At 63.1% G+C, this 25,495-nt stretch carries 24 protein-coding genes; 19 read left to right on the forward strand and 5 right to left on the reverse strand.

Annotated features, from left to right (window positions below):
- Positions 1–74 precede the first annotated feature (74 nt).
- The gene (locus BMI91_RS13390; RefSeq protein ID WP_078601429.1) at positions 75–1,046 is read right to left on the reverse strand and encodes a quinone oxidoreductase family protein; all 972 of its coding nucleotides are present in this window, start codon (positions 1,044–1,046) and stop codon (positions 75–77) included.
- A gap of 47 nt (positions 1,047–1,093) precedes the next feature.
- The gene (gene cbbR, locus BMI91_RS13395) at positions 1,094–2,023 is read right to left on the reverse strand and encodes a LysR family regulator CbbR (RefSeq protein ID WP_078605390.1); all 930 of its coding nucleotides are present in this window, start codon (positions 2,021–2,023) and stop codon (positions 1,094–1,096) included.
- 107 nt (positions 2,024–2,130) lie between these two features.
- On the opposite strand from cbbR, the gene BMI91_RS13400 reads away from it, so the two are divergent.
- From BMI91_RS13400 to BMI91_RS13490, 19 genes are all read left to right on the forward strand, one after another.
- Positions 2,131–3,126, forward strand: coding sequence for a class 1 fructose-bisphosphatase (locus tag BMI91_RS13400; RefSeq protein ID WP_078605393.1), 996 nt, complete (start codon positions 2,131–2,133; stop codon positions 3,124–3,126).
- A gap of 3 nt (positions 3,127–3,129) precedes the next feature.
- On the forward strand, positions 3,130–4,002 hold the full coding sequence (locus BMI91_RS13405) for a phosphoribulokinase (protein WP_078520678.1): 873 nt from the start codon (positions 3,130–3,132) through the stop codon (positions 4,000–4,002).
- Positions 4,003–4,019: 17 nt separating this feature from the next.
- Complete coding sequence (tkt, locus tag BMI91_RS13410; protein WP_078605769.1) at positions 4,020–5,993, forward strand: transketolase; 1,974 nt, start codon at positions 4,020–4,022, stop codon at positions 5,991–5,993.
- Positions 5,994–6,006: 13 nt separating this feature from the next.
- Positions 6,007–7,008 (forward strand): type I glyceraldehyde-3-phosphate dehydrogenase, encoded by a 1,002-nt coding sequence (gap, locus tag BMI91_RS13415; protein ID WP_078605396.1) that lies wholly within the window; start codon positions 6,007–6,009, stop codon positions 7,006–7,008.
- Between the two features lie 44 nt (positions 7,009–7,052).
- On the forward strand, positions 7,053–8,132 hold the full coding sequence (gene fba / locus BMI91_RS13420; RefSeq protein ID WP_078540936.1) for a class II fructose-bisphosphate aldolase: 1,080 nt from the start codon (positions 7,053–7,055) through the stop codon (positions 8,130–8,132).
- Between the two features lie 71 nt (positions 8,133–8,203).
- Positions 8,204–9,637, forward strand: a complete 1,434-nt coding sequence (locus BMI91_RS13425; RefSeq protein ID WP_078540934.1) for a form I ribulose bisphosphate carboxylase large subunit — start codon at positions 8,204–8,206, stop codon at positions 9,635–9,637.
- A 41-nt stretch (positions 9,638–9,678) separates the two neighbouring features.
- Positions 9,679–10,044 carry a ribulose bisphosphate carboxylase small subunit gene (locus BMI91_RS13430; RefSeq protein ID WP_078520682.1) on the forward strand — a complete coding sequence of 122 codons (366 nt, stop codon included), beginning with the start codon at positions 9,679–9,681 and terminating at the stop codon, positions 10,042–10,044.
- Between the two features lie 84 nt (positions 10,045–10,128).
- Positions 10,129–10,965, forward strand: coding sequence for a CbbQ/NirQ/NorQ/GpvN family protein (locus BMI91_RS13435; protein ID WP_078605399.1), 837 nt, complete (start codon positions 10,129–10,131; stop codon positions 10,963–10,965).
- A gap of 12 nt (positions 10,966–10,977) precedes the next feature.
- Entirely contained in the window at positions 10,978–13,305 is a 2,328-nt protein-coding gene (locus BMI91_RS13440; RefSeq protein WP_078605402.1) for a nitric oxide reductase activation protein NorD, read from the forward strand.
- Between the two features lie 15 nt (positions 13,306–13,320).
- Entirely contained in the window at positions 13,321–14,022 is a 702-nt protein-coding gene (gene rpe / locus BMI91_RS13445; protein WP_078540930.1) for a ribulose-phosphate 3-epimerase, read from the forward strand.
- Positions 14,023–14,134: 112 nt separating this feature from the next.
- The gene (locus BMI91_RS13450) at positions 14,135–15,043 is read left to right on the forward strand and encodes an MBL fold metallo-hydrolase (RefSeq protein WP_078605405.1); all 909 of its coding nucleotides are present in this window, start codon (positions 14,135–14,137) and stop codon (positions 15,041–15,043) included.
- Between the two features lie 2 nt (positions 15,044–15,045).
- Entirely contained in the window at positions 15,046–16,002 is a 957-nt protein-coding gene (locus BMI91_RS13455) for an MBL fold metallo-hydrolase (protein ID WP_244176637.1), read from the forward strand.
- An 8-nt stretch (positions 16,003–16,010) separates the two neighbouring features.
- On the forward strand, positions 16,011–16,565 hold the full coding sequence (locus BMI91_RS13460; protein ID WP_078605407.1) for a thioredoxin family protein: 555 nt from the start codon (positions 16,011–16,013) through the stop codon (positions 16,563–16,565).
- On the forward strand, positions 16,562–17,224 hold the full coding sequence (locus BMI91_RS13465) for a phosphoglycolate phosphatase (protein WP_078605410.1): 663 nt from the start codon (positions 16,562–16,564) through the stop codon (positions 17,222–17,224). Before BMI91_RS13460 ends, BMI91_RS13465 begins: the two co-directional genes overlap by 4 nt.
- Positions 17,218–17,919: an HAD family hydrolase gene (locus BMI91_RS13470; protein ID WP_078605413.1), complete on the forward strand. Its 702-nt coding sequence runs from the start codon at positions 17,218–17,220 to the stop codon at positions 17,917–17,919. The genes BMI91_RS13465 and BMI91_RS13470 overlap by 7 nt, the downstream gene beginning before the upstream one ends.
- A 48-nt stretch (positions 17,920–17,967) precedes the next feature.
- A complete protein-coding gene (locus BMI91_RS13475; RefSeq protein ID WP_167376022.1) occupies positions 17,968–18,831 on the forward strand; it encodes an MBL fold metallo-hydrolase in 864 nt (287 codons plus the stop codon).
- A 67-nt stretch (positions 18,832–18,898) separates the two neighbouring features.
- The gene (locus tag BMI91_RS13480; RefSeq protein ID WP_083076851.1) at positions 18,899–19,339 is read left to right on the forward strand and encodes a protein tyrosine phosphatase family protein; all 441 of its coding nucleotides are present in this window, start codon (positions 18,899–18,901) and stop codon (positions 19,337–19,339) included.
- A 24-nt stretch (positions 19,340–19,363) separates the two neighbouring features.
- Complete coding sequence (locus BMI91_RS13485; RefSeq protein ID WP_078550334.1) at positions 19,364–21,115, forward strand: SulP family inorganic anion transporter; 1,752 nt, start codon at positions 19,364–19,366, stop codon at positions 21,113–21,115.
- Between the two features lie 150 nt (positions 21,116–21,265).
- Positions 21,266–22,033: a helix-turn-helix transcriptional regulator gene (locus BMI91_RS13490; RefSeq protein ID WP_078605417.1), complete on the forward strand. Its 768-nt coding sequence runs from the start codon at positions 21,266–21,268 to the stop codon at positions 22,031–22,033.
- An 86-nt stretch (positions 22,034–22,119) separates the two neighbouring features.
- Here BMI91_RS13490 and tsf read toward each other — a convergent pair whose 3' ends face one another.
- The 3 genes from tsf to hflX form a co-directional block, all read right to left on the reverse strand.
- Positions 22,120–23,001 carry a translation elongation factor Ts gene (gene tsf, locus BMI91_RS13495; RefSeq protein WP_078520695.1) on the reverse strand — a complete coding sequence of 294 codons (882 nt, stop codon included), beginning with the start codon at positions 22,999–23,001 and terminating at the stop codon, positions 22,120–22,122.
- Between the two features lie 73 nt (positions 23,002–23,074).
- Positions 23,075–23,842 (reverse strand): 30S ribosomal protein S2, encoded by a 768-nt coding sequence (gene rpsB / locus BMI91_RS13500; RefSeq protein ID WP_078540912.1) that lies wholly within the window; start codon positions 23,840–23,842, stop codon positions 23,075–23,077.
- 335 nt (positions 23,843–24,177) lie between these two features.
- Positions 24,178–25,464 (reverse strand): GTPase HflX, encoded by a 1,287-nt coding sequence (gene hflX / locus BMI91_RS13505; RefSeq protein ID WP_078605419.1) that lies wholly within the window; start codon positions 25,462–25,464, stop codon positions 24,178–24,180.
- Between the last annotated feature and the right edge of the window lie 31 nt (positions 25,465–25,495).

Below are 25,495 nucleotides of genomic sequence, written 5' to 3' on the forward strand. Positions count from 1 at the left end.
TCGCCCCCCGTTTTCATACCACATTAATACCGATAATCTGTATTATGTAAATTATAAGTGCGATTTGACGCCCATTATGGTGTCAAAACCGTGCTCCCGACCGTTTTCCGGCCCTCCAGCGCCTCATGGGCTGCAGCGACATCCTCCAGAGAAAAGCTCTGCGGCACGTCGATCTTGATCTCGCCTTTCCCAATCATCTCAAAGAGTTCTGCGGCGGAGTTACGCAGCCAGCCCGGCTGATCCGTGTGCTGGAACAAGGTCGGACGCGTCAGGAACAGCGAGTTGCGCGCCAGATCACCGATCTTGAACTGATCCGCCGGTCCGGAGCTCTGTCCGAAGCACACCAGCGTGCCGAACCGCTTGAGCACATCGAGCGACGTCATCACCGTATCCGCGCCGACCGAGTCATAAACCGCGGCGACGCCCGCGCCATCGGTGAGCCGTTTGACCTCCGCGCCGAAATCCTCGGACCGGTAATCGATCACCGCGTCATAGCCGTGCTCGAGCGCCCGCGCGCATTTCTCAGGCCCGCCAGCCGTGCCGATCGCGCGCACGCCCTTGGCCTTCAGCCATTGTCCCGCGATCGAGCCGACGCCACCGGCCGCCGCATGGAAAAGCACGGTGTCGCCAGACTTTACGGGATATGAGTGATGGATCAGGTAATGCACGGTCAGACCTTTGAGCATCACCGCCGCCGCGACCTCATCGGAAATATCGTCCGGGATCGGCACAACGTTTTTCGCGGCCATCACCCGGTGGCTGGCATAAGCGCCGTTGGGCTGCGTATAGGCCACGCGCTGTCCGACCTGCAGATCGACGCCATCGCCGACCGCCTCGATTACACCCGCCGCTTCGCCACCGGTGATCAGATCGCTCTCGACGGGCCACGGATAGAGCCCCGTTCGGAAGTAAACATCGATGAAATTCAATCCGATAGCGGTATGTCTTAAAGTGACTTCGCCCGGACCCGGCTTGGGGACCTCGATTTCGATCTTGTGGAACTGGTCGCGCCCGCCGGGGCGCGAGATTGCCATCGCATAAGCCATGTTATCCTCCCTGTTGCCGCGCAAAGGTACTGCGCGCGGCCCCGGCGTCAATCCGGGATCGGATGCGGCAGGAAAGCGCCGTTCATCTCGACGATCTCATCCCAGACGCGCAGCGCCAGTTCGCGCGGGCGTTCGCTCTCGCGGCGCACGAGGAACCAGTGGCGCATCAGCGGCAACCCCGGCGCCGGGATCAGCGCCAGGCGTCCTGTCTCCAGCTCGTCCGTCACCGTGTGCAGGCTGAGAAACGCGATGCCGAGACCCGCCATCACCGCCTGCTTGATCGTCTCGTTGCTGTCCATCTCCAGCGTGTCGTAGAGCCGCCCGTCGCCGACCCGGTCGAGCCAGCGCGACATCAGGATGCGCGTCCCCGACCCTTCCTCGCGCGAGATGAAGGTCTCGCCGAAAAGCTGCTCCAGATCGTCGGCCTTGGAAATCAGCGGATGGTCCAGCGGCGCGACCAGCGCGTGCGGATGCTGGCCGATCGGTTCGGCCACGACGGGCGGATGGCGCGGCGGACGACCCATCACGGCGATGTCGAAACTGCCGCGCTCGATTCCCTCGATAATGGCCGAACGGTTGCCCACGCGCAGCGCGACCTCGATCTCGGGATGGGCGTCTTGCAGCATCTTCACCAGCCGCGGCGCGAAATATTTCCCGGTCGAGACGACGCCCAGCGTAATCCGACCCACCTGCCCGCGCGCGATGGCGCTCAGCGTCGCCTCGGCCTGCGACAAGTTGTCCTCGATCCGCAGCGCGGTTTCGCGCAACGCCTTGCCGGCCTCGGTCAGCTCGGATCCCGCACCGTCGACGGCGCGCTGGATCAACTTCATCCCGACCGCATCTTCCAAACCCCGAATTTGCGTATGAATTGCGGGAGTTGTGAGGTTCAGGCTTTCCCCGGCTGCCGTCAGAGACCCACCCCGCGCCACCGCATCAAGCGCACGCAATTGCTTCAGCGTTACAGCGTTCATCCGCATCGAGTTTCAAATTCCATTAACGCATATTCCCTTTATTTAAATTTCATAAAAATTCGATCCGGGCAATGGTCTGGCTCACAAGAACATCGACTTTGGAGGAGAAGAAGATGTCCGTGAGTTTCGACGGCCTCGGTATTTCTGCCGATCTTGCCGACACCATGACCCGCCTGACCAGCGTCGGCGCCCAGCTTGCCCGCATGATTGCGCGCAACGGGCTTGAGGGAAATCTGGCTGAGGCCGCAGGCACCAACGCCGGTGGCGACGGTCAGAAAGCGCTCGACGTGATCGCGGATGAGGCCTTCATGGATGCGCTGCGTGGTGGTGCGGTCCGCCATTACGCCTCGGAAGAACAAGACGAGGTGGTCGATTTCGGCGAGGGCACGCTCGCGCTTGCCATCGATCCGCTCGACGGATCTTCCAATATCGACGTGAATGTCTCGATCGGCACGATCTTCTCGATCTTTGAGGCCGCCGACGACATGGATGCCAGCTTCCTGCGCCCGGCCAATGAGCAGATCGCAGGCGGCTACATCATCTTCGGGCCGCAGACCGCGCTGGTCGTGACCTTCGGCAAGGGTGTGCAGCAATGGGTTCTCGAGCCCGGCAGCGATATTTGGCGCCGCGTGGCCGATCCGAAGCCCCTGCCCTCCGAGACCTCGGAATACGCGATCAACGCGTCAAACTATCGCCACTGGCCGCAGCCGATCCGCGCCTTCATCGACGATCTCGTCGCCGGTGCCGAAGGTCCGCGCGGGCGCAATTTCAACATGCGCTGGATCGCCTCGCTGGTGGCCGAAACCCATCGCATCATCTCGCGCGGCGGCGTGTTCCTCTATCCGGGCGACGACCGCGACGGCTACGAGCGCGGCCGTCTGCGCCACGTCTATGAATGCGCACCGATCGCGATGCTGATCGAGCAGCTCGGCGGCGAGGCCACCGACGGCGCCGATCCCATCATGTCTGCGACGCCCGACCGGCTGCATGCCCGCACGCCCTTCGTCTTCGGCTCGGCCAGCAAGGTCGCCCGCGTCGCCGCCTATCACGACTTGCCGCAGGATGAAGCCCACGCGCTCTTCAACACCCGCGGCCTCTTCCGGAGCTGATACATGTCCAAGAAACACCCCATCATTTCCGTCGTCGGTTCTTCCGGTGCAGGCACCTCGACGGTGAAATCGACCTTCGATCAGATCTTCCGGCGCGAAGGGATTTCCGCGGTCTCGATCGAGGGGGACGCCTTCCACCGCTACAACCGCGCTGACATGAAGGAAGAGCTGCAAAAGCGCTATGACGCGGGCGATCAAGGCTTTTCCCACTTCTCCTATGAAGCCAATGAACTCAAGGAGTTGGAGCGCGTCTTTCGCGAATATGGCGAGACCGGCAAGGGCAAGACCCGCCATTACGTCCATGACGACGCCGAGGCCGAGAAATGGGGCACGCCGCCCGGCCACTTCACCGAGTGGAGCGATTTCGAGGACGAGTCCGACCTGCTTTTCTACGAAGGCCTGCACGGCTGCGTGGTCAATGACGAGGTGAACCTCTCGGCGCTGGCCGACCTGAAGATCGGCGTCGTGCCGGTGATCAACCTTGAATGGATTCAGAAAATCCATCGCGACCGCGCCTCGCGGGGCTACACGACGGAAGCGGTCACCGACGTGATCCTGCGCCGCATGCATTCCTATGTGAACTGCATCACCCCGCAATTCACCGAGACGGATATCAACTTCCAGCGCGTGCCGGTCGTCGACACCTCGAACCCGTTCGTGGCCCGCTGGATCCCGACGGCGGATGAGAGCCTCGTTGTGATCCGCTTCAAGAACCCGCGCGGCATCGATTTCCCCTATCTCACCTCGATGATCAACGGCTCCTGGATGAGCCGCGCCAACTCGATCGTCATTCCCGGCAACCGTCAGGATCTGGCCATGCAGCTGATCCTCACCCCCCTCATCGAGCGCATCGTGCGTGAATCGAAGCGGGCTTGAGAAGGATGAACAAGGTGATGAAAGACATTCAAATCACTCAAGAAACGCGCATGGCGAATGCGATCCGTGCGCTTGCGATGGATGCGGTGCAAAAGGCCAATTCGGGCCATCCCGGGATGCCCATGGGCATGGCCGATGTGGCGACCGTTCTGTTCAACCGCTTCATCAATATCGATCCCACCGCGCCGAAATGGCCCGACCGCGATCGCTTTGTTCTGTCGGCGGGCCATGGCTCGATGCTGATCTACGCGATCAACCATCTGCTGGGCTATGAAGACATGGGCATGGACCAAATCAAGGCGTTCCGCCAGCTAGGTTCGCGCACCGCAGGCCACCCGGAATACGGCCATGCCGAGGGGATCGAAGTGACCACCGGGCCGCTCGGTCAGGGCATCGCCACCGCCGTGGGCATGGCGATTGCCGAGAAGATGAAGAACGCGCGCTATGGCGCTGATCTGGTAGATCATTTCACCTATGTCATCGCGGGCGACGGCTGCCTGATGGAAGGGATCAGCCACGAGGCGATCGACCTCGCGGGGCATCTTGGGCTCGGCAAGCTGATCGTGATGTGGGACGACAATTCGATCACCATCGACGGCGACACGGATCTGTCCACCTCGATGGACCAGAAGGCGCGTTTCGCGGCGGCTGGCTGGCATGTCCTCGAATGCGACGGCCATACGCCGACCGAGATCGCCGATGCGATCGAGGCCGCGCGTCAGGATCCGCGCCCCTCGATGATCGCCTGCCGCACCATCATCGGCTTCGGCGCACCGAACAAGCAAGGCGGTCACGATGTCCACGGCGCACCGCTGGGCGACGCGGAAATCGCCGCCGCGCGCAAGCAGCTGCATTGGGATCACCCGCCCTTCGAAATCCCTGCGGCGATCTACGACGAATGGGGCCGGATCGCGTCGCGAGGCGCGCGGGCGCGGGCGGAGTGGGAACAGCGGTTGAACACCGCAACCGCCCGCGCCGAATTCCTCGCTGCCGAAGAGGCCGACACCAGCCCTCTGACCGCCGCGATCGCCGCCTACAAACGCAAGCTGTCGGAGGACAAGCCCAAGGTCGCGACCCGCAAGGCGAGCCAGATGGCGCTGGAAGTGGTCAACGCCACCCTGCCCTTCACCGTTGGCGGCTCGGCCGATCTGACCGGCTCGAACCTGACGAAATCCTCGGGCATGAAATCGATCACGCCGACGGATTTCACCGGCGATTACATCCATTACGGCATTCGCGAGCACGGCATGGCCGCCGCGATGAACGGGATCGTGCTGCATGGCGGGCTGCGGCCCTATGGCGGCACCTTCATGGCCTTCGCCGATTACTGCCGCCCCGCAATTCGTTTGTCGGCGCTGATGGGCGTGCCGACCTGCTATGTCATGACCCATGACTCGATCGGCCTCGGCGAGGACGGTCCCACCCATCAGCCGGTAGAGCATTTGGCCTCGCTCCGAGCCATTCCAAACTTGCTCATCCTCCGGCCGGCTGATGCGGTGGAGACCGCCGAGGCCTGGGAAATCGCCATGACCTCGACGGCCACGCCGACGATGATCGTGGCCTCGCGTCAGGGTCTGCCGACGGTTCGCACCGAACACACGGACGAGAACCTCACCGCCCGCGGCGCTTATCTGCTCCGGGCACCGGAAGCCCGCGACGTGACGCTGATCGCCACCGGGTCCGAGGTCGAGATCGCGATGGCGGCGGCCGACCAGTTGGCCGAGCAAGGGATCAAGGCGGCGGTCGTCTCCGCGCCGTGTTTCGAACTCTTCGAAAAACAGAATGCGGCGTATCGCGCCGAGGTTCTGGGCGATGCCCCGCGCGTCGGCTGCGAAGCGGCGATCCGTCAGGGCTGGGATCTCTTCCTGCGCCCCGAGGACCGCTTCGTGGGCATGACCGGTTTCGGGGCCTCGGCCCCTGCCCCGGCGCTCTACAAACACTTCAACATCACGTCCGAAGCGATTGTTTCGGATGCAAAAGAACTGATCTGAGGGACTAACGAGAATGACGGTTAAAGTTGCCATCAACGGGTTTGGACGTATCGGCCGCAACGTGCTGCGCGGGATCATTGAATCGAGTCGCACCGATATCGAGGTGATCGCGATCAACGATCTGGGCCCGGTCGAAACCAACGCCCATCTGCTGCAATTCGACAGCGTCCACGGCCGCTTCCCGCAGGAGGTCACCACCGGCGAGGACTGGATCGACGCAGGCCGCGGCAAGATCAAGGTCACCGCGATCCGCGATCCCAAGGACCTTCCCTGGGGCGATGTCGATATCGCGATGGAATGCACGGGCATCTTCACCGCGCGCGAGAAAGCGGCCTTCCACCTCGAGAACGGCTCGAAGCGCGTTCTGGTCTCGGCCCCCGCGGCGGGCGCCGACAAGACCATCGTCTTCGGTGTGAACGACGGTGCGCTGACCAAGGACGATCTGGTCGTCTCGAACGCGTCCTGCACCACGAACTGCCTCTCGCCGGTCGCCAAGGCGCTCAATGACGCGATCGGCATCTCGAAAGGCTTCATGACGACGATCCACAGCTATACCGGCGACCAGCCGACGCTCGATACGATGCATTCCGACATGTATCGCGCCCGCGCCGCCGCGCTGTCGATGATCCCGACCTCGACCGGCGCTGCGAAAGCCGTGGGTCTCGTGCTGCCGGAGCTCAATGGCAAGCTGGACGGTGTCGCGATCCGCGTGCCGACGCCGAATGTCTCAGTCGTCGATCTGGTCTTCGAGGCCGCGAAAGATACCACCGTCGAGGAAGTGAATGCAGCTATCCGCGCGGCCGCTGACGGCCCGATGAAGGGCATACTTGGCTATACCGACAAACCCAATGTTTCCAGTGACTTCAACCACGATCCTCACTCCTCGGTCTTCCACATGGACCAGACCAAGGTGATGGACGGGCGGATGGTGCGCATCCTCAGCTGGTACGACAACGAATGGGGCTTCTCCAACCGCATGGCCGACACCGCCGTCGCGATGGGAAAGCTCCTCTAACCGCGGTTCGAACCGTTTGGCCCACAACGTAAGGAACACCTGATATGGCATTGATTACGCTCAGACAACTGCTCGATCACGCCGCGGAATACGGCTACGGCGTGCCGGCGTTCAACATCAACAACATGGAACAGGGTATCGCCATCATGAAGGCGGCGGCGAAATGCGACGCCCCCGTCATCATGCAGGCCTCGCGCGGCGCGCGGAGTTATGCCGGCGACATCATGCTGCGCCACATGATCCAGGCGCTGTCGGAGATGTATCCCGATATCCCGCTGTGCATGCATCAGGACCACGGCAATAACGAGGCCACCTGCCTCACCGCGATCCGCCACGGCTTCACCTCCGTCATGATGGACGGTTCGCTGAAGGAAGACATGAAGACCCCCGCCGATTGGGACTACAATGTCGCGATCACCAAGCGCGTGGCCGACATGGCCCATTGGGTCGGCGCTTCGGTCGAGGGCGAGCTGGGCGTGCTCGGCAATCTCGAGACCGGCGAAGCGGCGGAGGAAGACGGCTCGGGCGCGGTTGGCAAGCTCAGCCATGACCAGCTGCTGACCGATCCCGACGAGGCGCTCGATTTCGTCAAGCTGACCAAGGTCGACGCGCTGGCGATCGCCTGCGGCACCAGCCACGGCGCCTACAAGTTCTCGCGCAAGCCCACGGGCGACATCCTCGCGATCAGCCAGATCGAGAAGATCCACGCAAAGATCCCGAATGTGCATCTCGTGATGCACGGCTCGTCGAGCGTGCCGCAATATCTGCAGGATCTGATCAACGAGTCCGGCGGCGAGATGCCCCAGACCTACGGCGTCCCGGTCGAAGAGATCGAGCGCGGCATCAAGTCGGGCGTGCGCAAGGTGAATATCGACACCGACAACCGCATGGCGCTGACGGCTCAGTTCCGCAAGGTCGCCCAAGACAAGCCGACCGAATTCGACCCGCGCAAATTCATGATCCCCGCGATGGAAGAGATGGAGAAGCTCTGCCTCGACCGCTTCCAGCGCTTCGGCACCGCCGGGAATGCCAGCAAGATCAAGGTGATCGACCTCGACGACATGGCCAAGCGCTATGCCGACGGATCGCTCGATCCGGTGATTTCGGCTGCAAAAGCCGCCTGACACACCCGCGATCCCGGCAGTCGAGCGCCCGGGGCCGCAGATATCGGATTTAGGGAGACAAGGAGACCCCGATGAACCAGCATGCAAATCCCGGTAAATACAGCGCCGGCGTCAAAGAGTACCGTGAAACCTACTGGGAGCCGAACTACACCCCCAAAGACAGCGACGTGCTCGCCGTCTTCAAGATCACGCCGCAGGCGGGTGTTCCGCGTGAGGAAGCCGCAGCCGCCGTCGCCGCGGAATCCTCGACCGGCACCTGGACCACCGTCTGGACCGATCTGCTGACCGATCTCGACTACTACAAGGGTCGCGCCTATGCGATCGAGGACGTGCCGGGCGACGACGAGAGCTACTACGCTTTCATCGCCTACCCGATGGGCCTGTTCGAAGAGGGCTCGGTCGTCAACGTCTTCACCTCGCTCGTGGGCAACGTGTTCGGCTTCAAGGCCGTCCGTGCGCTCCGTCTGGAAGATGTGCGCTTCCCGCTGTGGTTCGTGACCACCTGCGACGGCCCGCCCCACGGCATTCAGGTCGAGCGCGACAAGCTCGACAAATACGGTCGCCCCTTCCTCGGCTGCACGATCAAGCCGAAGCTGGGTCTGTCCGCGAAGAACTACGGCCGCGCGGTCTATGAGGCGCTGCGGGGCGGTCTCGACTTCACCAAGGATGACGAGAACATCAACTCGCAGCCCTTCATGCGCTGGCGCGACCGTTTCGAGTTCTGTCAGGAAGCGATCGAGAAAGCCGAGCGCGAGACGGGCGAGCGCAAGGGCCACTACCTGAACGTCACCGCGCCGAACATCGAAGAGATGTACAAGCGCGCCGAGTTCGCCAAGGAGATCGGCTCGCCGATCATCATGTCGGACTACCTGACGATGGGCTGGGCCGCGCAAGCCTCGCTGAGCCGCTGGTGCCGCGACAACGGCATGCTGCTGCACGTGCACCGCGCGATGCATGGCGTGATCGACCGTCACCCCAAGCACGGCATCAACTTCCGCGTTCTCGCGAAGATGCTGCGCCTTCTGGGCGGCGACCACCTGCACTCGGGCACCGTTGTCGGCAAGCTCGAAGGCGACCGCGAGGCGACGCTGGGCTGGATCGACCTGATGCGCGACAAATACGTCAAGGAAGATCGCTCGCGCGGCATCTTCTTCGATCAGGACTGGGGTCAGATGCCGGGCGTGCTCCCGGTGGCTTCGGGCGGCATCCACGTCTGGCACATGCCCGCGCTGGTCAACATCTTCGGCGATGACAGCTGCCTTCAGTTCGGCGGCGGCACGCTGGGCCACCCCTGGGGCAACGCAGCCGGTGCGGCCGCGAACCGCGTCGCGGTCGAGGCCTGCGTCAAGGCACGCAACGAGGGCCGCGATCTCGAGAAGGAGTCGAAAGACATCATGACCTCGGCCGCCAAGCACTCGCCCGAACTCAAGATCGCCATGGAGACGTGGAAAGAGATCAAGTTCGAGTTCGACACCGTGGACAAGCTGGACGTGGCGCACCGCTAAGGCGCGCCCCTCCCACCAACGCCTGAGAAAGGACTGACACCATGAGTGAAATGCAAGATTACGGCTCGCGTATTTCGGACCCGAACAGCCGCAAGATGGGCACCTTCTCCTATCTGCCCCAGCTCAACGACGACGAGCTGCGCAAGCAGGTGGAATACATCGTCTCGAAGGGCTGGAACCCGGCCATCGAGCATACCGAGCCCGAGAATATGCGCTCGAACTTCTGGTATATGTGGAAGCTGCCGATGTTCGGGGAAACCGATGTCGATGCGATCTTCCGCGAGATCGAGATGTGCAAGAAGGCGAACCCGGGCAACCATGTCCGCCTCGTGGGCTACGACAACTTCAAGCAGACGCAGGGCACCTCGATGGTCGTGCACCGCGCCGATATGTCGGCCTCTGCCTGATCTGACACGAGGGGCGGGCTGCCGATCGCGGCCGCCCGCCCTGCCCCATTTTTCCGGATTTTCCAGCGCGACGGAGAGCCATCCATGAGCGATATCGACCCAGACCAGTTCCGCGTGAAGGCCGAGCCCTATTACCGGCCCGTCGGCAACGAGATCGAGCAATACGCCGCCGCCTATGACGTGCGCATGCCGGTGATGCTCAAGGGCCCCACGGGCTGCGGCAAGTCGCGTTTCGTCGAATATATGGCGTGGAAGCTGCAGCGTCCGCTGATCACCGTCGCCTGTAACGAAGACATGACCGCGTCCGACCTGATCGGGCGGTTCCTCCTCGATATCAACGGCACGAAATGGCAGGACGGTCCGCTGACAGTCGCCGCGCGGATCGGCGCGATCTGCTATCTCGACGAGGTCGTGGAGGCCCGTCAGGACACCACTGTCGTGATCCACCCGCTGACCGATCACCGCCGCCAGCTGCCGCTGGAAAAGAAGGGCGAGCTGGTCGACGCGCATCCCGATTTTCAGGTCGTGATCTCGTACAACCCCGGCTACCAGTCGATGATGAAGGACCTCAAGCAATCGACCAAGCAGCGCTTCGGCGCGATGAGTTTCGACTACCCGCAGGCCGCGACCGAGGCCGAGATTGTCAGCCACGAGGCCGGGATCGACCTGAAGACTGCCGAACGGCTCGTGCAGGTGGCCGAACGCTCGCGCAACCTCAAGGGCCACGGGCTCGATGAGGGCATGTCGACGCGCCTTCTGGTCTATGCGGGCCAGTTGATCTCGCAGGACATTCCCGCGCCCGCCGCCTGCCAGATGGCGCTGGTGGAGCCGCTGACCGATGACGCGGATATGCGCGACACGTTGCAGGCGGCCGTCCAGACCTTCTTCCCAGAGATCACCGACAGTTCGAAGGTGGCCTAAGGAGCGCGTCCGATGAAGGTCGATCTCGACGATTACGCCGCCGATCTGATCAAATCCGCGCCGGAGCTGGTGGAGACCCTCGACGGGCTCTTCCACGAGGCGGCGCGGATGATGTCGCCCGCCGGTCTGAAGGATTACATGGACGGCGCGAAGGCGATGACCTCGCTCGGCAAGGGGCCGCGCCTGCTGATCTCCTATCTCGACGAGATGCCGCAGGTCGCCAAGGAATGCGGCGAGGACGTGATCCGCGACGTGGTGGGCGCGGTGCTGAAGCTGGCCTCGATGGTTTCGGGCGAAATTCTGGTGCTGATGCTCGACACGCTGCCCGGCGCCGCCAACCGTTTCGGTGACCCGGAGCTGCTGCGCGGCTATCTCGCGCTGCTGCACCGGCTGGCGGCCCGTGCGCCGCGGGGCCTGCGTCCGATGTTCGGCGTGCTCGAAGAACTGCTGAGCAAACTCACCCTCTCCGGCCTGCGCCGTTGGGTAGATTTCGGTGCCGAGGCCTATCGCCGCGACCTGCCGAAACAGGCGGATTATTTCGGGCTCGTCTCGGAAGACAGCCGCGCGGTCCTGAAACAGGAACGCCGCGGCACGCTCTTCATCGACAGCCAGCGTCGGCTGAACTTCTACCTCCGCGCCTTCTGGGCCCGCGATTTCTTCCTGCGCCCCTCTGCCGCAGACTTCGAGGGCTTCCGCCCCTTCATCGAGGACGGCGCGCTGCATCTGCCCGATGCGGTGGACGGGATCAACGGCGCCTCCGGTCTCGATCTCTACCGCGCGATGTGCGCCCATATGGCGGCCCATATCGTCTATTCCGATCACGGGCTGGGGCAGGAAGCGCTGAACCCCGCGCAGATTTTCCTGATCGGCATGATCGAGGATGCACGGGTCGAATATTGCGCGACGCAGGCCTTTCCGGGGCTGCGCGCGATGTTCGACCGGCTGATGCCAGACACGCCGCAGGGGCAATACGAACACGAGACGATGTATCTGCTGGAAAAAGTCGCCCGCGCGCTCAACACGCCCGGCACCCGCACCGGCGATCTGGAAATCGACAATCTCGTCGAGACCTTCCACGGCGAGATCGCGGGCAACGCACGCGAGACGATGTTCTCCTGGTCGCTGGGGGTCGAGCTGTTCAACCTACTCGCGCAGCGCCGCGCGGTGCCGTCCCTGCGCATTCTCGAATCTCTGAAAATTCCGTATCGCGACGACAACCGCTTCATCTGGTCGCTCTCGGATTACGACTGGTCGAACCAGAACGCCTACCAGCCCGCGCAGGGTCAGGTGCGCAAGCGCGTGAGTCTGATGGAATTCGTCAACGAGGTCGATGTCGAGACCGCAGGCGACGATGCGCAGGAGGTCTGGGTTCTGTCGTCAGAGCTGTTCCCCTACGAGGATGAAGGCGTCAGCTACAACGAGATGGAGGGCAAGGCCCCGATCTCGGACCCGTTCCATTACGGCGAGTGGGATTACAAGGTGCAGCTGATGCGCCCGTCGTGGTCCACCGTGTATGAACACCGCCCGCCAATGGGCGACCCGGACGAGATCGACACAATCCTGACTGCGCATCGCGGCATCCGGCATCGCATCAAACAGATCGTCGACCGGCTGCGCCCGCAGGGTATCTCGCGCCAGCGGCGGCTGGAGGATGGCGACGAGTTGGATATCAACGCCGCCGTCGATGCGATGGTGATGCAGCGGATCGGGATGCAGCCCGACATGCGGATCACCATGCGCAACGTCATCAACCGGCGCGATCTGGCGGTCTGCATCCTGCTCGACCTGTCGGAGAGCACGAACGAAACCGTGCGCGGCTCGGACAAGACCGTGCTGGAGCTGACGCGCGAAGCCTCGGCGCTGGTGGCCTCGGCAATCTCGGGCATTGGCGACCCGTTCGCGATCCACGGCTTTTCCTCGGACGGTCGCCACGACGTGCAGTATCAGCGCTTCAAGGATTTCGAGCAGAAGCTCGATTCCGAGGTCAAAGGCCGCCTCGCGGGCATGAAAGGCGGGCTCTCGACCCGGATGGGGGCCGCGATGCGCCATGCCGCCCATCACCTGAGCCTGCGTCCCGAGGCGCATAAGCTGCTTCTGATCGTCACCGATGGAGAACCCGCCGATATCGACGAGCGCGACCCGCAATATCTGCGCATGGATGCCAAGAAGGCGGTTGCGGAACTCCAGCAGATCGGCATTAACAGCTATTGTCTGACGCTGGACCCCGAGGCCGATGCCTATGTGTCGCGCATCTTCGGGGCCAACAACTTCACCGTGATCGATCAGGTCGAGCGCCTGCCCGAGAAACTGCCGACCCTGTTCGCGCAACTGACGAAATGATCCCCGGAGGACCCCATGAGCTTTGACCGTTCCATCAAGATCGCGCCCTCGATCCTGTCGGCCGATTTCGCCAATTTCGGCGCCGAGATCCGCGCCATCGAAGATCAGGGGGCCGATTGGGTCCATGTCGACGTGATGGACGGGCATTTCGTACCGAACCTCACCTTCGGCCCGCCCGCCGTGAAAGCGTTCCGCCCGCATGTGAAGACCTTCATGGACGTCCACCTGATGATTGCGCCGGTCGACCCTTATATCGAGGCCTATGCCGAAGCTGGCGCCGACATGATCGTCGCGCATTGGGAGGCCGGTCCGCACCCGCATCGCACGCTGCAGGCGATCAAGGCGCAGGGCGTGAAATGCGGCATCTCGCTGAACCCTGGCACGCCCGCGAACGTGATCTCGGAACTGCTCGACCTCGTCGATATGGTTCTGGTGATGAGCGTGAACCCCGGCTTTGGTGGCCAAAAATTCATCCCCTCCAGCATCAACAAGGTGCGCCAAGTGCGCGAAATGATTGGCGATCGGGACATCCACATTCAGGTGGATGGCGGCGTCGATCCGACCACGGTCGGCCCGCTGGTCGAGGCCGGTGCGGATTGCTTCGTGGCGGGCTCGGCCGTCTTCAAGGGCGGTTCGGTCGACAAACCCGAGGTCTATGGCGCGAATATGCGCGCGATCCGCGAAGCGGCACAGGGGGCCCTCAAAGCGGCGCAATGACGAGCAGAACGACGCAGGGCGGCGCGGTCGCAAAACCGTGATCTGACCGCTTGCCCTGCCGCCGCCTCTCGTTCATATTCGTGGAATTGAATACCAGTAAGGGAGGACTGGCATGACTTTCACGCGACGCACCATTCTGCGCGGAGGGCTGGCGATGGGCGCCATGACCGCCCTTCCCCGGCTGAGCTTCGCCGCCCAGACCCTCGAAATGGGGTCGGCCCGGCTCGACACGCTGTCCGATGGCAATCTCGTCCTGCCGCTCAGCTTCGTGAGCGACAATCCCGACGCCAAGCCGATCCTCGAGAGCTACGGCATCACCGGTGACTCGGTCGAGCCGCCCTGCAACGTCACGCTCTATCGCGACGGGACCAACACGGTGCTGTTCGACGTGGGCTCGGGCAATGATTTCATGCCCTCGGCCGGCAAGCTGATGGAGGCGATGGATGCGCTCGAAGTCGCGCCCGACGACGTGACCCATGTCGTCTTCACCCATGGCCACCCGGATCACCTCTGGGGTGTGCTCGACGATTTCGACGAGCCGTTCTTCGCCAACGCCCAGCACATGATGGGCAAGGACGAGTTCGAATATTGGCTGAATCCCGAGACGCTCGACACGATCGACGACGGTCGCAAGACCTTCGCGGCCGGCGCGCTGCGCCGCCTCGAAATCCTTGAAGATCAGATCGCAACCTTCGGCGATGGCGAGGAAATCCTGCCCGGCATCATGGCGCAGATGACCCCCGGCCATACGCCCGGTCACATGTCTTTCCACGTCAAGAACGGCAACACACAGGCCTTCATCATCGGCGATGCGATCGTGAACCACTACCTCGCCTTCGCGGCACCGGGCATGGAGGCGGGCTCGGATCAGAACCCGGAGCTGGGCGCGAAGACACGCGTGGCGCTGCTGGATCAGCTTGCGACCGACAACCTGCCGATCATCGGCTACCACCTGCCCGAAGGCGGTCTGGGTCGGGTCGAGCGCGACGGCGACGCCTATCGTTACGTCGCGGAGGTCTGAACGTGAAAAAAATCATCCTGACCAGCGTCTTGGCGGGACTTCTTCATGTAAGCCCTGCGCTCGCCTCGGAGGACGTGCCGGACATGTATCCCGGCTCCGTGCTCTATTCGAAGCCTTATGAGGTGATCCCCGGCGTCTGGACCTCGATCGGCGCGACCGCACCGCCGACCTATGAGAATTCGGGCCATAACAACAATCTCAGCTTCATCGTCACCGGCGATGGCGTGGTCGTGGTCAATTCCGGCGCGTCCTATCAACTCGCCAAGGCACTGCATGACGAGATCAAGGCGGTGACCGATCAGCCGGTGAAACTGGTGATCAACGAGAACGGTCAGGGCCATGCGATGCTCGGCAATAATTACTGGATCGAACAGGGCGTGCCGGTGCTCGCCCATGTCGATGCGGCGGCCGAGTTCGAGCATGACGCGGGCGGCGCCTTCGAGGCGCTGAAAAACTACGGCAAGGAGACCGCCGAGGGCACCGATCCGAAACTGCCCACCGAGACCTTCGAGGACAAACGTGTCATCGAGATGGGCGACATGACCATCGAAGTGATGCATCTCGGCCCCGCGCATAGCCCCGGCGATACGCAGGTCTGGCTGCCGGAACAGAAGTTCATGATCGCGGGCGATATCGCCTTTTCGGAACGGATGCCGCCGATCTTCTCGGGCACCTGCACGAGCTGCTGGATCGAGACCTTCGAGACCAAGTTCGCGCCGCTGGAGCCCGCCTTCATCATCCCCGGTCACGGCCATCCGACCAATCTCGACAAGGTCACGCGCGGCACGACGGGTTATCTGAAATACCTGCGCGGCAAGATCGGTGAGCATATCGACAATGGTGGCGATCTGGCCGAGGCCTACTACGTGGATCAAAGCCCCTACAAAAACCTCGACACGTTCGAGGAACTGGCGACGAAGAACGCGGGCGTCGTCTACGAAGAAATGGAATTCGAATAGGAGGTCTCATGGCCGTCACACCCCCCGTCTGCGATTTCGGCTGGAAGGCTCCGGGCTTCACCCTGCCCGGCACCGATGGCAAGCAATACAGCTTCGATGACATCCGTGGCCCCAAGGGCACGCTCGTGATGTTCATCTGCAACCATTGCCCCTATGTCCAGTCGATCCTCGACCGCATCCTGCGCGATGCGGCGGAACTGCAGAAGGCGGGGATCGGGGTCGTGGCGATCTCGGCCAACGATGCCGACGACTACCCCGAAGACGGCTTCGAGAACATGGCCAAGCTGGCCGAGGAGAAGGGCTTCCCCTTCCCCTATCTCTATGACGAAAGTCAGGCGGTCGCGAAGGCCTACGGCGCCGCCTGCACCCCCGATTTCTTCGGCTTCAACGCCGAGGACGGGCTGCAATATCGCGGGCGTCTCGATGCGTCGACCAAGCAGGCCGCTTCGGCAGATGCCAAGCGCGAGCTCTACGAGGGCATGATGATGGTCGTCGAAACCGGCGAAGGCCCGCGCGATCAGATCCCGTCGATGGGCTGCTCGATCAAGTGGAAAGCCGCATGAGCGACGCCCCTTCCGTCATCTTCGATCTCGACGGGACGCTGATCGACTCCGTGCCCGCGATCCATGCCGTCTCGAATGCCGTGCTGACCGAGATGGGCTTCGAGCAGCTCTCGCTGCCGATGATCCGCAGCTTCGTCGGCAAGGGCGTGCCCAACCTCGTGCGCCAGCTTCTCATCACCTCGGGCGAAGACCCAGACGGGCCGCTTTTCGCCCGCGTGGAGCACGCCCTGATCGCGCGCTACGAGACGGACGTCGAGGGCAACGTGCCCTATCCGAACGTGATCGCCGCGCTCGACACGCTCACGGAGATGGGCTGCCGGATGGCCGTGTGCACCAACAAGCCCTTCGCGCCCGCCGAGGCCGCTTTGCGCCATGTCGGCCTCTGGGAGTATTTCGAGCTGACGCTGGGCGGGGATTCCATGCCCACCCGCAAGCCCGAGCCGCAGATGCTGCACCATTGCCATCAGGCGCTTGGCGGCGGCGCGATGATCTATGTCGGCGACTCGGAGGTCGATGCGGAGACGGCGGTGAACGCGCAGGCGCCCTTCGCCATCTATTCCGAGGGCTATCGCAAGACGCCGCTGACCGAAGTGCCCCATGACGTGGCCTTCTCGGATTGGGCGATGCTGCCCGGTCTGGTGGAGGGCTGGAAATGGTAAGCGCGCTGATCTTCGACGTCGACGGCACGCTGGCCGAGACCGAAGAAGCGCATCGCCGCGCCTTCAACGAGACCTTCGCGGCGCGCGGCGTCGACTGGAACTGGTCGCAGGAGACCTATCGCGAGCTCCTGAAGACCACCGGCGGCAAGGAGCGCATGGCGCGCCACCGCGAGGTCATGGGTTTCGGCCCCTCTGACGACGAAATCGCCGATCTGCACAAGATCAAGACCCGGCGTTATGTCGAGATCATCACCGGCGGCGAGGTGCCGCTGCGCCCCGGCGTGGCGCGGCTGATCGCCAATGCTCGCGACGCGGGATTGAAGCTTGCCATCGCCACGACCACGAACCGGCCCAATGTCGATGCGCTGATCCGCGCGACGCTGGGCGCCGATCCCGATCACCTGTTCGACGCGATCGCAGCCGGAGACGAGGTGGAGACCAAGAAGCCCGCGCCCGACGTGTTCGAACTGGCGCTGAACCGGTTGCATCTGTCGCCCGAGGCCTGCATCGCTTTTGAGGATAGCGAAATGGGTCTACAATCGGCGCAAGGGGCTGGGCTGCGCGTGCTGATAACCCCTTCGGCCTATACCGACGGGGGCGATTTTTCGACCGCGGAGTGGGTTCTTCCCGACCTCTCGCATCCCTTACCGCCCGAGATCACGGAAGGGCTGGGACAGAGTGCCGCAATTTCATAAGATTATCCCCGGCACTATCTGCTGGGCAGGTTAACGGAGGCCGCCATGATCAAACCTGACGTCAAAGCGTTTTTCGACACCGCGACTTTCACCGTCTCTTACGTGGTGAAAGATCCGGGCAGCAAATCCTGCGCCGTCGTCGATAGCGTGCTCGATTTCGACTATTCCTCGGGTCGCACGGATACCAAATCCGCCGACGAGGTCATCGCCTATGTGCAAGAGCACGGTCTTGAGGTGGAGTGGATCCTCGAGAGCCATGTCCATGCCGACCACCTCTCCGCCGCGCCCTATATTCAGGAACGCGTCGGCGGCAAGATCGGTATCGGCGACCGTATTCAGGTCGTGCAGGACACGTTCGGCAAGATCTTCAACGAGGGCACCGAATTCCAGCGCGACGGCTCGCAGTTCGACAAGCTCTTCAAGGAAGGCGACACGTTCTCCGTGGGCGCACTTGAAGGCAAGGTCCTGCACACGCCGGGCCACACGCCCGCTTGCCTCACCTACGTGATCGGCGATGCGGCTTTCGTGGGCGATACGCTCTTCATGCCCGATTTCGGCACCGCGCGCTGCGACTTCCCCGGGGGGTCGGCGGAAACGCTCTATTCCTCGATCCAGAAGATCCTCACGCTGCCCGACGAGACCCGCATCTTCGTGGGCCATGACTACAAGGCACCCGGCCGCGACGAATATGCGTGGGAAACCAGCGTCGCCGAGGAAAAGGCCCGCAATATCCATATCGGCGGCGGCAAGTCCGAGGCCGAATTCGTCAAGATGCGCACCGAGCGCGACGCGACGCTGGCGATGCCCAAGCTGATCATCCCCTCGCTGCAGGTGAACATGCGCGCGGGCCAGATGCCGCCCGCCGATGACGAGGGCAAGACCTATCTCAAGGTTCCGGTGAACGGCCTCTGAGACCATAAGCGAGCGGGCGGGCATGACCCGCCCGTCTCCATCTAAAGGCAGGATAACAGGACAGATTATGGAACTGCGCAAACTTACCGACGAGTTTTCCGTCGCCCCGCAGATCGAGCCCGAGGACGTGCCGAAGCTCGCGGAAATGGGCTTTCGCACGCTGATCATCAATCGCCCCGACGAAGAGATCGAGGACGCGGATCAACGCTCGGACGCAATCGCGGCGCTGTGCCAGTCGCATGGCCTCACCCCCTATTACCTTCCCTATTATCCCGGCGAACTGAGCCTGGAACTGGTCGACGATTTCGCGACGATCATGGATGCCGCGGAGAAGCCCGCCTTGGGCTATTGCCGCTCGGGCACCCGCTCGTCGCATCTGTGGGGGGTCAGCCAAGCGGGCGAGATGGAGATCGACAAGATCGTCGCCACGGCGGCCGAGGCGGGCTATGACCATTCCTCGCTGGTGCCGGTGATGCAGTATTACGCCAGCCGCCGCGATCAGGCCTGATCCGCGCCTAATCCGAAGACCGAGATGCTCAAACGCTACCTGCCGATCCTCAGCTGGGGGCGCGACTACGATCGCCCGACCTTCGAGGCCGACCTGATCGCGGCTGTGATTGTGACGATCATGCTGATCCCGCAATCGCTGGCTTATTCGCTGCTGGCTGGCATGCCGCCGGAATACGGGCTTTACGCCTCGGTGCTGCCGCTCTTGATCTACGCGGTCTTCGGCACCTCGCGGCCTCTGGCCGTGGGGCCGGTCGCTGTGATCTCGTTGATGACGGCGGCCGCGGTGGGCAAGGTTGCGGCACAGGGCACGCCTGAATATATCGCCGCCGCCGTGGCGCTGGCCTTCCTGTCGGGCGTGATGCTTGTGATCATGGGTTTCCTGCGGATGGGCTTCATCACGGCCTTCCTCAGCCACCCGGTTCTGTCGGGCTTCACCTCCGCCGTCGGCATCCTGATCGCCGCCGGCCAGATGAAGCATTTCTTCGGCATTCAGGGCGAAAGCGGCGGGATATTCGACATTCTCGGCGGGCTCTGGGCGCATCTCGGCCAGACCAACGGCTACACGGTCGTCATCTCGATCCTGTCGCTGGTCTTCCTGTTCTGGGCGCGGCGCGGGTTGAAACCGCGCCTGCTGAAGGCGGGGCTGTCCGAGCGGCTCGCGGCGATCCTGACCCGCGCGGCCCCCGTCTATGCCGTGGCGGCGACCATCCTGATCACCTGGCTCTTCGGTCTGGAGGGGCGCGGCGTCCGCGTGGTGGGCACCGTGCCGCTGGGCTTCCCGACGCCGAGCCTTCCGCCCGCCGATCTCGCGCTCTGGAAGGAGCTCTTCGTCCCGGCGCTGCTGATCGCGATCATCGGCTATGTCGAGACAATCTCCGTCGCCCAGACACTGGCCGCGAAGAAACGTCAGCGCATCGACCCCGATCAGGAATTCATCGCATTGGGCGGCGCCTCCATCGGCTCCGCGATCTCAGGGTCCTTCCCGATCACGGGCGGCTTCGCGCGCTCCGTCGTCAGTTTCGAGGCTGGCGCCACAACGCCCGCCGCCGGAGCCTTCACCGCGATCGGTGTGGCGCTCGCGACCTTCACCCTGACCCCTGCCCTCTATTACCTGCCGCAAGCGACGCTCGCGGCCACGATCTTCGTCTCGGTGCTGACGCTGGTCGATACCAAAGCTCTCAAGCGCACGTTCAAATACGCACCGCGCGAAGGCATCGGCATGGCGCTGACCGTGCTGGTCACGCTGATCTGGGGCGTCGAGGACGGCATCGCCTTCGGCGTCATCCTCTCGATCGCGCTGCGGCTGTGGGCCAGTTCGCGCCCGCATGTGGCAGAACTGGGTCAGGTTCCCGGCACCGAGCATTTCCGCAATGTCCAACGCCACCGCGTCAGCTGCGCGCCGGGCATCCTCAGCCTGCGCATCGATGAGAGCCTGTGGTTCCCGAATGCCCGCTTCGTCGAGGAGATGATCTACGACCGCATCGCCAGCGACGAGTCGATCAAGCATGTCGTGCTGAACTGCCCCGCGATCAACCATATCGACATGTCCGCGCTCGAGGCGCTGGAAGAGGTGAACGACCAGCTCAACGATGCGGGCGTGCGGCTGCACCTGTCCGAAGTGAAGGGCCCGGTGATGGACCGGCTCACGCGCTCGGACCTGATCACGCATCTGACCGGGCAGATCTACCTCACCCATTACGACGCGCTCGCGACCCTTGCCCCCGAGACCACCCAAGGTTGCGCGCACGAGAGCCGCATCGAGACCCATCGCTAAAGCGTTTCACCACCTAGATCGGCGCCCATGCGGGTTGCCATAACGCCCGAAAAATAAGACATTCGGATAGATCATCCGGAGCGGAGAAAATCGCGCGCCGGAATAGTAGTAACGATCTACGCGACCTACCGAAATGTGAGGTGAAACGCGATGTTATCCTTTTGCGAGGCAGTCTTACGCGCGAAATCCGTGCAAGAGATCTGGACGCGTCACTGCCAAGAAATGGAACGCTACGGGTTCCATCGTTTGATCTATGGCTTCACAAGTTTCCGAAAGGGCAACAATTTCGGCCACGAAGACGATTTGTTGATCCTATCGAACCACCCGAAGGAATATCTCGATATTTTTGTCGGGGAGGGAAAATACCGCAACGCCCCGATGGTTCAGTGGGCGGCGCAGAACGACGGCCCCTGTTCGTGGCGCGTGGTGGCAGACCGTGCGATGCGGGGCGAGCTCACTCCGGGCGAAATCGAAGTCATCGAAATCAACCACCGCTTCGGAATCCGTACGGGCTACTCGATCGGCTTTTCCGATCCGCTCTCCTATGCGCGCGGTGCGATCGGCCTCGTGGGGCGGCCGGGGTTGAGCCAGGACGAGATCGACCGGATCTGGCGCGACAACGAGCGCGAATTGATGGTGATGAACAGCCTCGTACATCTGCGCATCTCCACCATGCCCTATTCCACGGGCCGCCGCCCGCTGACGGATCGGCAACGTGAAGTGCTCGAATGGGTGGCCGAGGGGAAAACGACCGCCGATATCGCGATCATCATGGGGCTGACGCCGTCTACGGTGGAAAAGCATCTGCGGCTTGCGCGAGAAGCGCTCGATGTCGACACCACTGCGCAGGCGGTGATGAAAGCGTCGGTGCAAAAACAGATCTTCCTCAACACTTCGCATACGGCGGCCGCACGTTAAGATCGCCGCGCAACAGTCTGCCGAATAACGAAAAACGCCGCCCCGATCAGGGCGGCGTTTTCCGATTTCAAAGAAGAGGCGCGGGCTTAGTTGCCAGCTGCGGTCTTCGCCACTTCGGCAGCGAAATCTTCTTCTTTCTTCTCGATGCCTTCGCCGACTTCCATCCGGACGAAGCCGGTGATTTCGACGCCAGCTTCTTTCGCAGCCTGACCGACGGTGAGGTCGGGGTTGACGACGAATTGCTGGTTCAGCAGCGTGACTTCCGCGGTGAATTTCTTCATGCGGCCTTCGATCATCTTCTCGATCACCTGCTCGGGCTTGCCCGATTCACGCGCGATGTCGATCTGAACCTGCTTTTCCTTCTCGAGGACCGCGGGGTCGAGATCGGCTTCGGACAGCGCGGCCGGGTTGGTCGCGGCGATGTGCATCGCGATCTGCTTGCCGATGCCGTTGTCGGCGCCGTTCAGCGCGACGAGCACACCGATCTTGCCCATACCGTCGGCGGCGGCGTTGTGCACGTAATGCACCAGCGTGTCGCCTTCGAGGATGTGCATGCGGCGCAGGTTCATGTTCTCGCCGATACGCGCGATGGCGTCGGTGATCACGTCTTCGACCTTCTTGCCGTTGAGATGGGCGGCTTTGACGACTTCGACATCTTCACCGGTTTCCAGCGCGACTTCCGCGATGTCCGAGACCAGCTTCTGGAAATCAGCGTTCTTCGCGACGAAATCGGTTTCCGAGTTCATCTCGATCGCGACGCCCTTGCCGTTGTTCACGGCGACAGCGACGAGACCTTCAGCCGCGACGCGGCCGGATTTCTTCGCGGCTTTCGCGAGGCCCTTGGTGCGCAGCCAGTCAACGGCGGCGTCCATGTCGCCATCGGTCTCGGTCAGCGCTTTTTTCGCGTCCATCATGCCTGCGCCGGTAGCTTCGCGCAGTTCCTTCACCTGAGCGGCGGTAATCGCCATGGTCGGATCTCCTTCAAGAACTCTGCGAGGGCGGGATAACCCGCCCTCATGTCATCTGGGTGACGGTCGTGGCTTACTGAGCCTCAGCCTCGGTCAGCGCCTCTTCGACCGGGGTCTCGGTCAGGGCACCGACGTCCACGCCTGCGGCGCCCATCTGGGCCGACATGCCGTCGAGAGCCGCGCGCGAAGCGAGGTCGCAATAGAGGGCGATGGCGCGCGCCGCGTCATCGTTGCCCGGGATCACGTAATCCACGCCGTTCGGCGGGCAGTTGGTGTCGACCACGGCCACGACCGGGATGCCGAGCTTCTTGGCTTCCGCGATGGCGAGGTCTTCCTTGTTCACGTCGATCACGAACAGGAGGTCCGGCAGACCGCCCATTTCGCGGATACCGCCGAGCGACGCCTGAAGCTTCGCCTGGTCACGCTCCATGCCGAGACGCTCTTTCTTGGTCAGGCCTTCAGCGCCTTCCGCGAGCTTCTCGTCGATCTCGTTGAGACGCTTGATCGACTGGGAGACGGTCTTCCAGTTGGTCAGCGTGCCGCCGAGCCAGCGGTGGTTCATGTAATACTGTGCGCATTTCTCAGCGGCTTCAGCGATCGGGCGAGCAGCCTGACGCTTGGTGCCGACGAAGAGAACGCGGCCGTTTTTCGCAACGGTGTCGCGGATGACCTGCAGAGCCTGGTCGAGCATCGGAACGGTCTGCGTCAGATCGATGATGTGGATGCCGTTACGCTCGCCATAGATGTACTGACCCATACGGGGGTTCCAACGCTGCGTCTGGTGGCCAAAGTGAACGCCAGCTTCCAAGAGCTGACGCAGGGAGAATTCAGGAAGCGCCATGTCCAATTCCTTTTCCGGTTTGCGCCTGAGCGGAGGGTCTCAGGGCAGATGCCCCAACCGGTGGACCTTTGAGGATGTCTCCCCCATCGGCCCGCCTCCGCCTGTGAAGTGCGCGCGATATAGACCCATCGCGCAGGCTTGGCAACCCCTACCGATCACGGGCGTCCCCGGGAAAACCAAGGCGCGACTGCTTCGGCTTGGTGAAAATATCCCGGGGGTGAGGCGGGTTCAGCGGCCTTCCTGTGGAAGGACGCCCGCCGAACGCCCGACGCGTAAGCGGAGGGCCGGCGAAGTCAGCGAAGAGGGGCAGCGCCCCTGCCCCGGTCGACCTGCCCTTACAGCGCCCGGAACCGGTTGCGCTGGCTGCCGGTCCATTCGACCTCGAAGGTCCAGCCCTCTTCGGTCTGGGTCTCGCCGCGGATCACGTTCTGCTCGTGCAGCCAGGCGCGCTTGCGTCCATCCGCGAAACGCAGCGTGATTTCTTCGTGGTAGCGTTCTTCCGAGAGCTTCTCGTCGATCGCCGTCAGAAGCGCGTCGAGCCCGTCGCCGGTCAGCGCCGAGATCGCCTGCAGATCGGGCTCGCGGGCCTCCTGCACCATCAGCGCGCGGCGCTGATCGGGCGGGACGGCGTCCATCTTGTTCCAGACCTCGATCAGCGGCACTTCCTTGGCGACGCCCAGCTTGGCGAGAATGTCGTTCACATCCTCCGCCTGTTCTTCGGTCTCGGGATGCGAGATGTCGCGGACATGCAAGATCAGATCGGCTTCCAGCACCTCTTCCAGCGTCGCACGGAAGGCCGCGACAAGCTGCGTCGGCAGGTCCGAGATGAAGCCCACCGTGTCGGACAGGATCACCTTGCGCCCGGTCGGCAGTTCCAACCCGCGCATCGTCGGGTCGAGCGTGGCGAAGAGCATATCCTTCGCCAGCACTTCCGCCCCGGTCACGCGGTTGAACAGCGTGGATTTCCCGGCATTGGTGTAGCCCACCAGCGCCACGATCGGGAACGGCACCTTGCGGCGCGCGGCGCGATGCAGCTCGCGGGTCTTCACGACCTTCGCAAGCTGACGGCGCAGGCGCACGATCTGCTCGTCGATGGCGCGGCGGTCGGCCTCGATCTGGGTCTCGCCGGGGCCGCCGACGAAGCCAAGCCCGCCGCGCTGACGTTCGAGGTGGGTCCAAGCCCGCACCAGCCGCGTGCGCTGATAGCTGAGCGCGGCCAGCTCCACCTGCAGCACACCTTCACGGGTGCGCGCACGGTCGGCGAAAATCTCGAGGATCAGCCCGGTCCGGTCGAGGAGCTTCACCCCCCATTCCTTCTCGAGGTTGCGCTGCTGCACGGGCGTCACCGGCCCGTCGATGAACACGAGGTCGATCTCGTTCGCTTCCAGCCGCGCCTTGATCTCGGCGAGCTTCCCCTGACCGAACAGCTTGCCCGGCTCGGGCTTGCGCAGCTTCACGATCTCCTCGCCGATGACCTGCAGATGCGGCAGGGCCGCGGCCAGCGAGACCGCTTCGGACAGCGCGAATTGGGGCAAGTGCCGTTGGCCCTCTCGCGACGGAATGTCGGGATGGATCACGTAGGCCCGCGTGTCGGGCGTCTCGGTAGAGGTCGTTTCGCTCAAGATATGTATCGCTAAAGCCGCGTGCCGCGAC

Origin of the sequence: Thioclava sediminum (assembly GCF_002020355.1) — a bacterium.
Classification (GTDB): Bacteria; Pseudomonadota; Alphaproteobacteria; order Rhodobacterales; family Rhodobacteraceae; genus Thioclava; species Thioclava sediminum.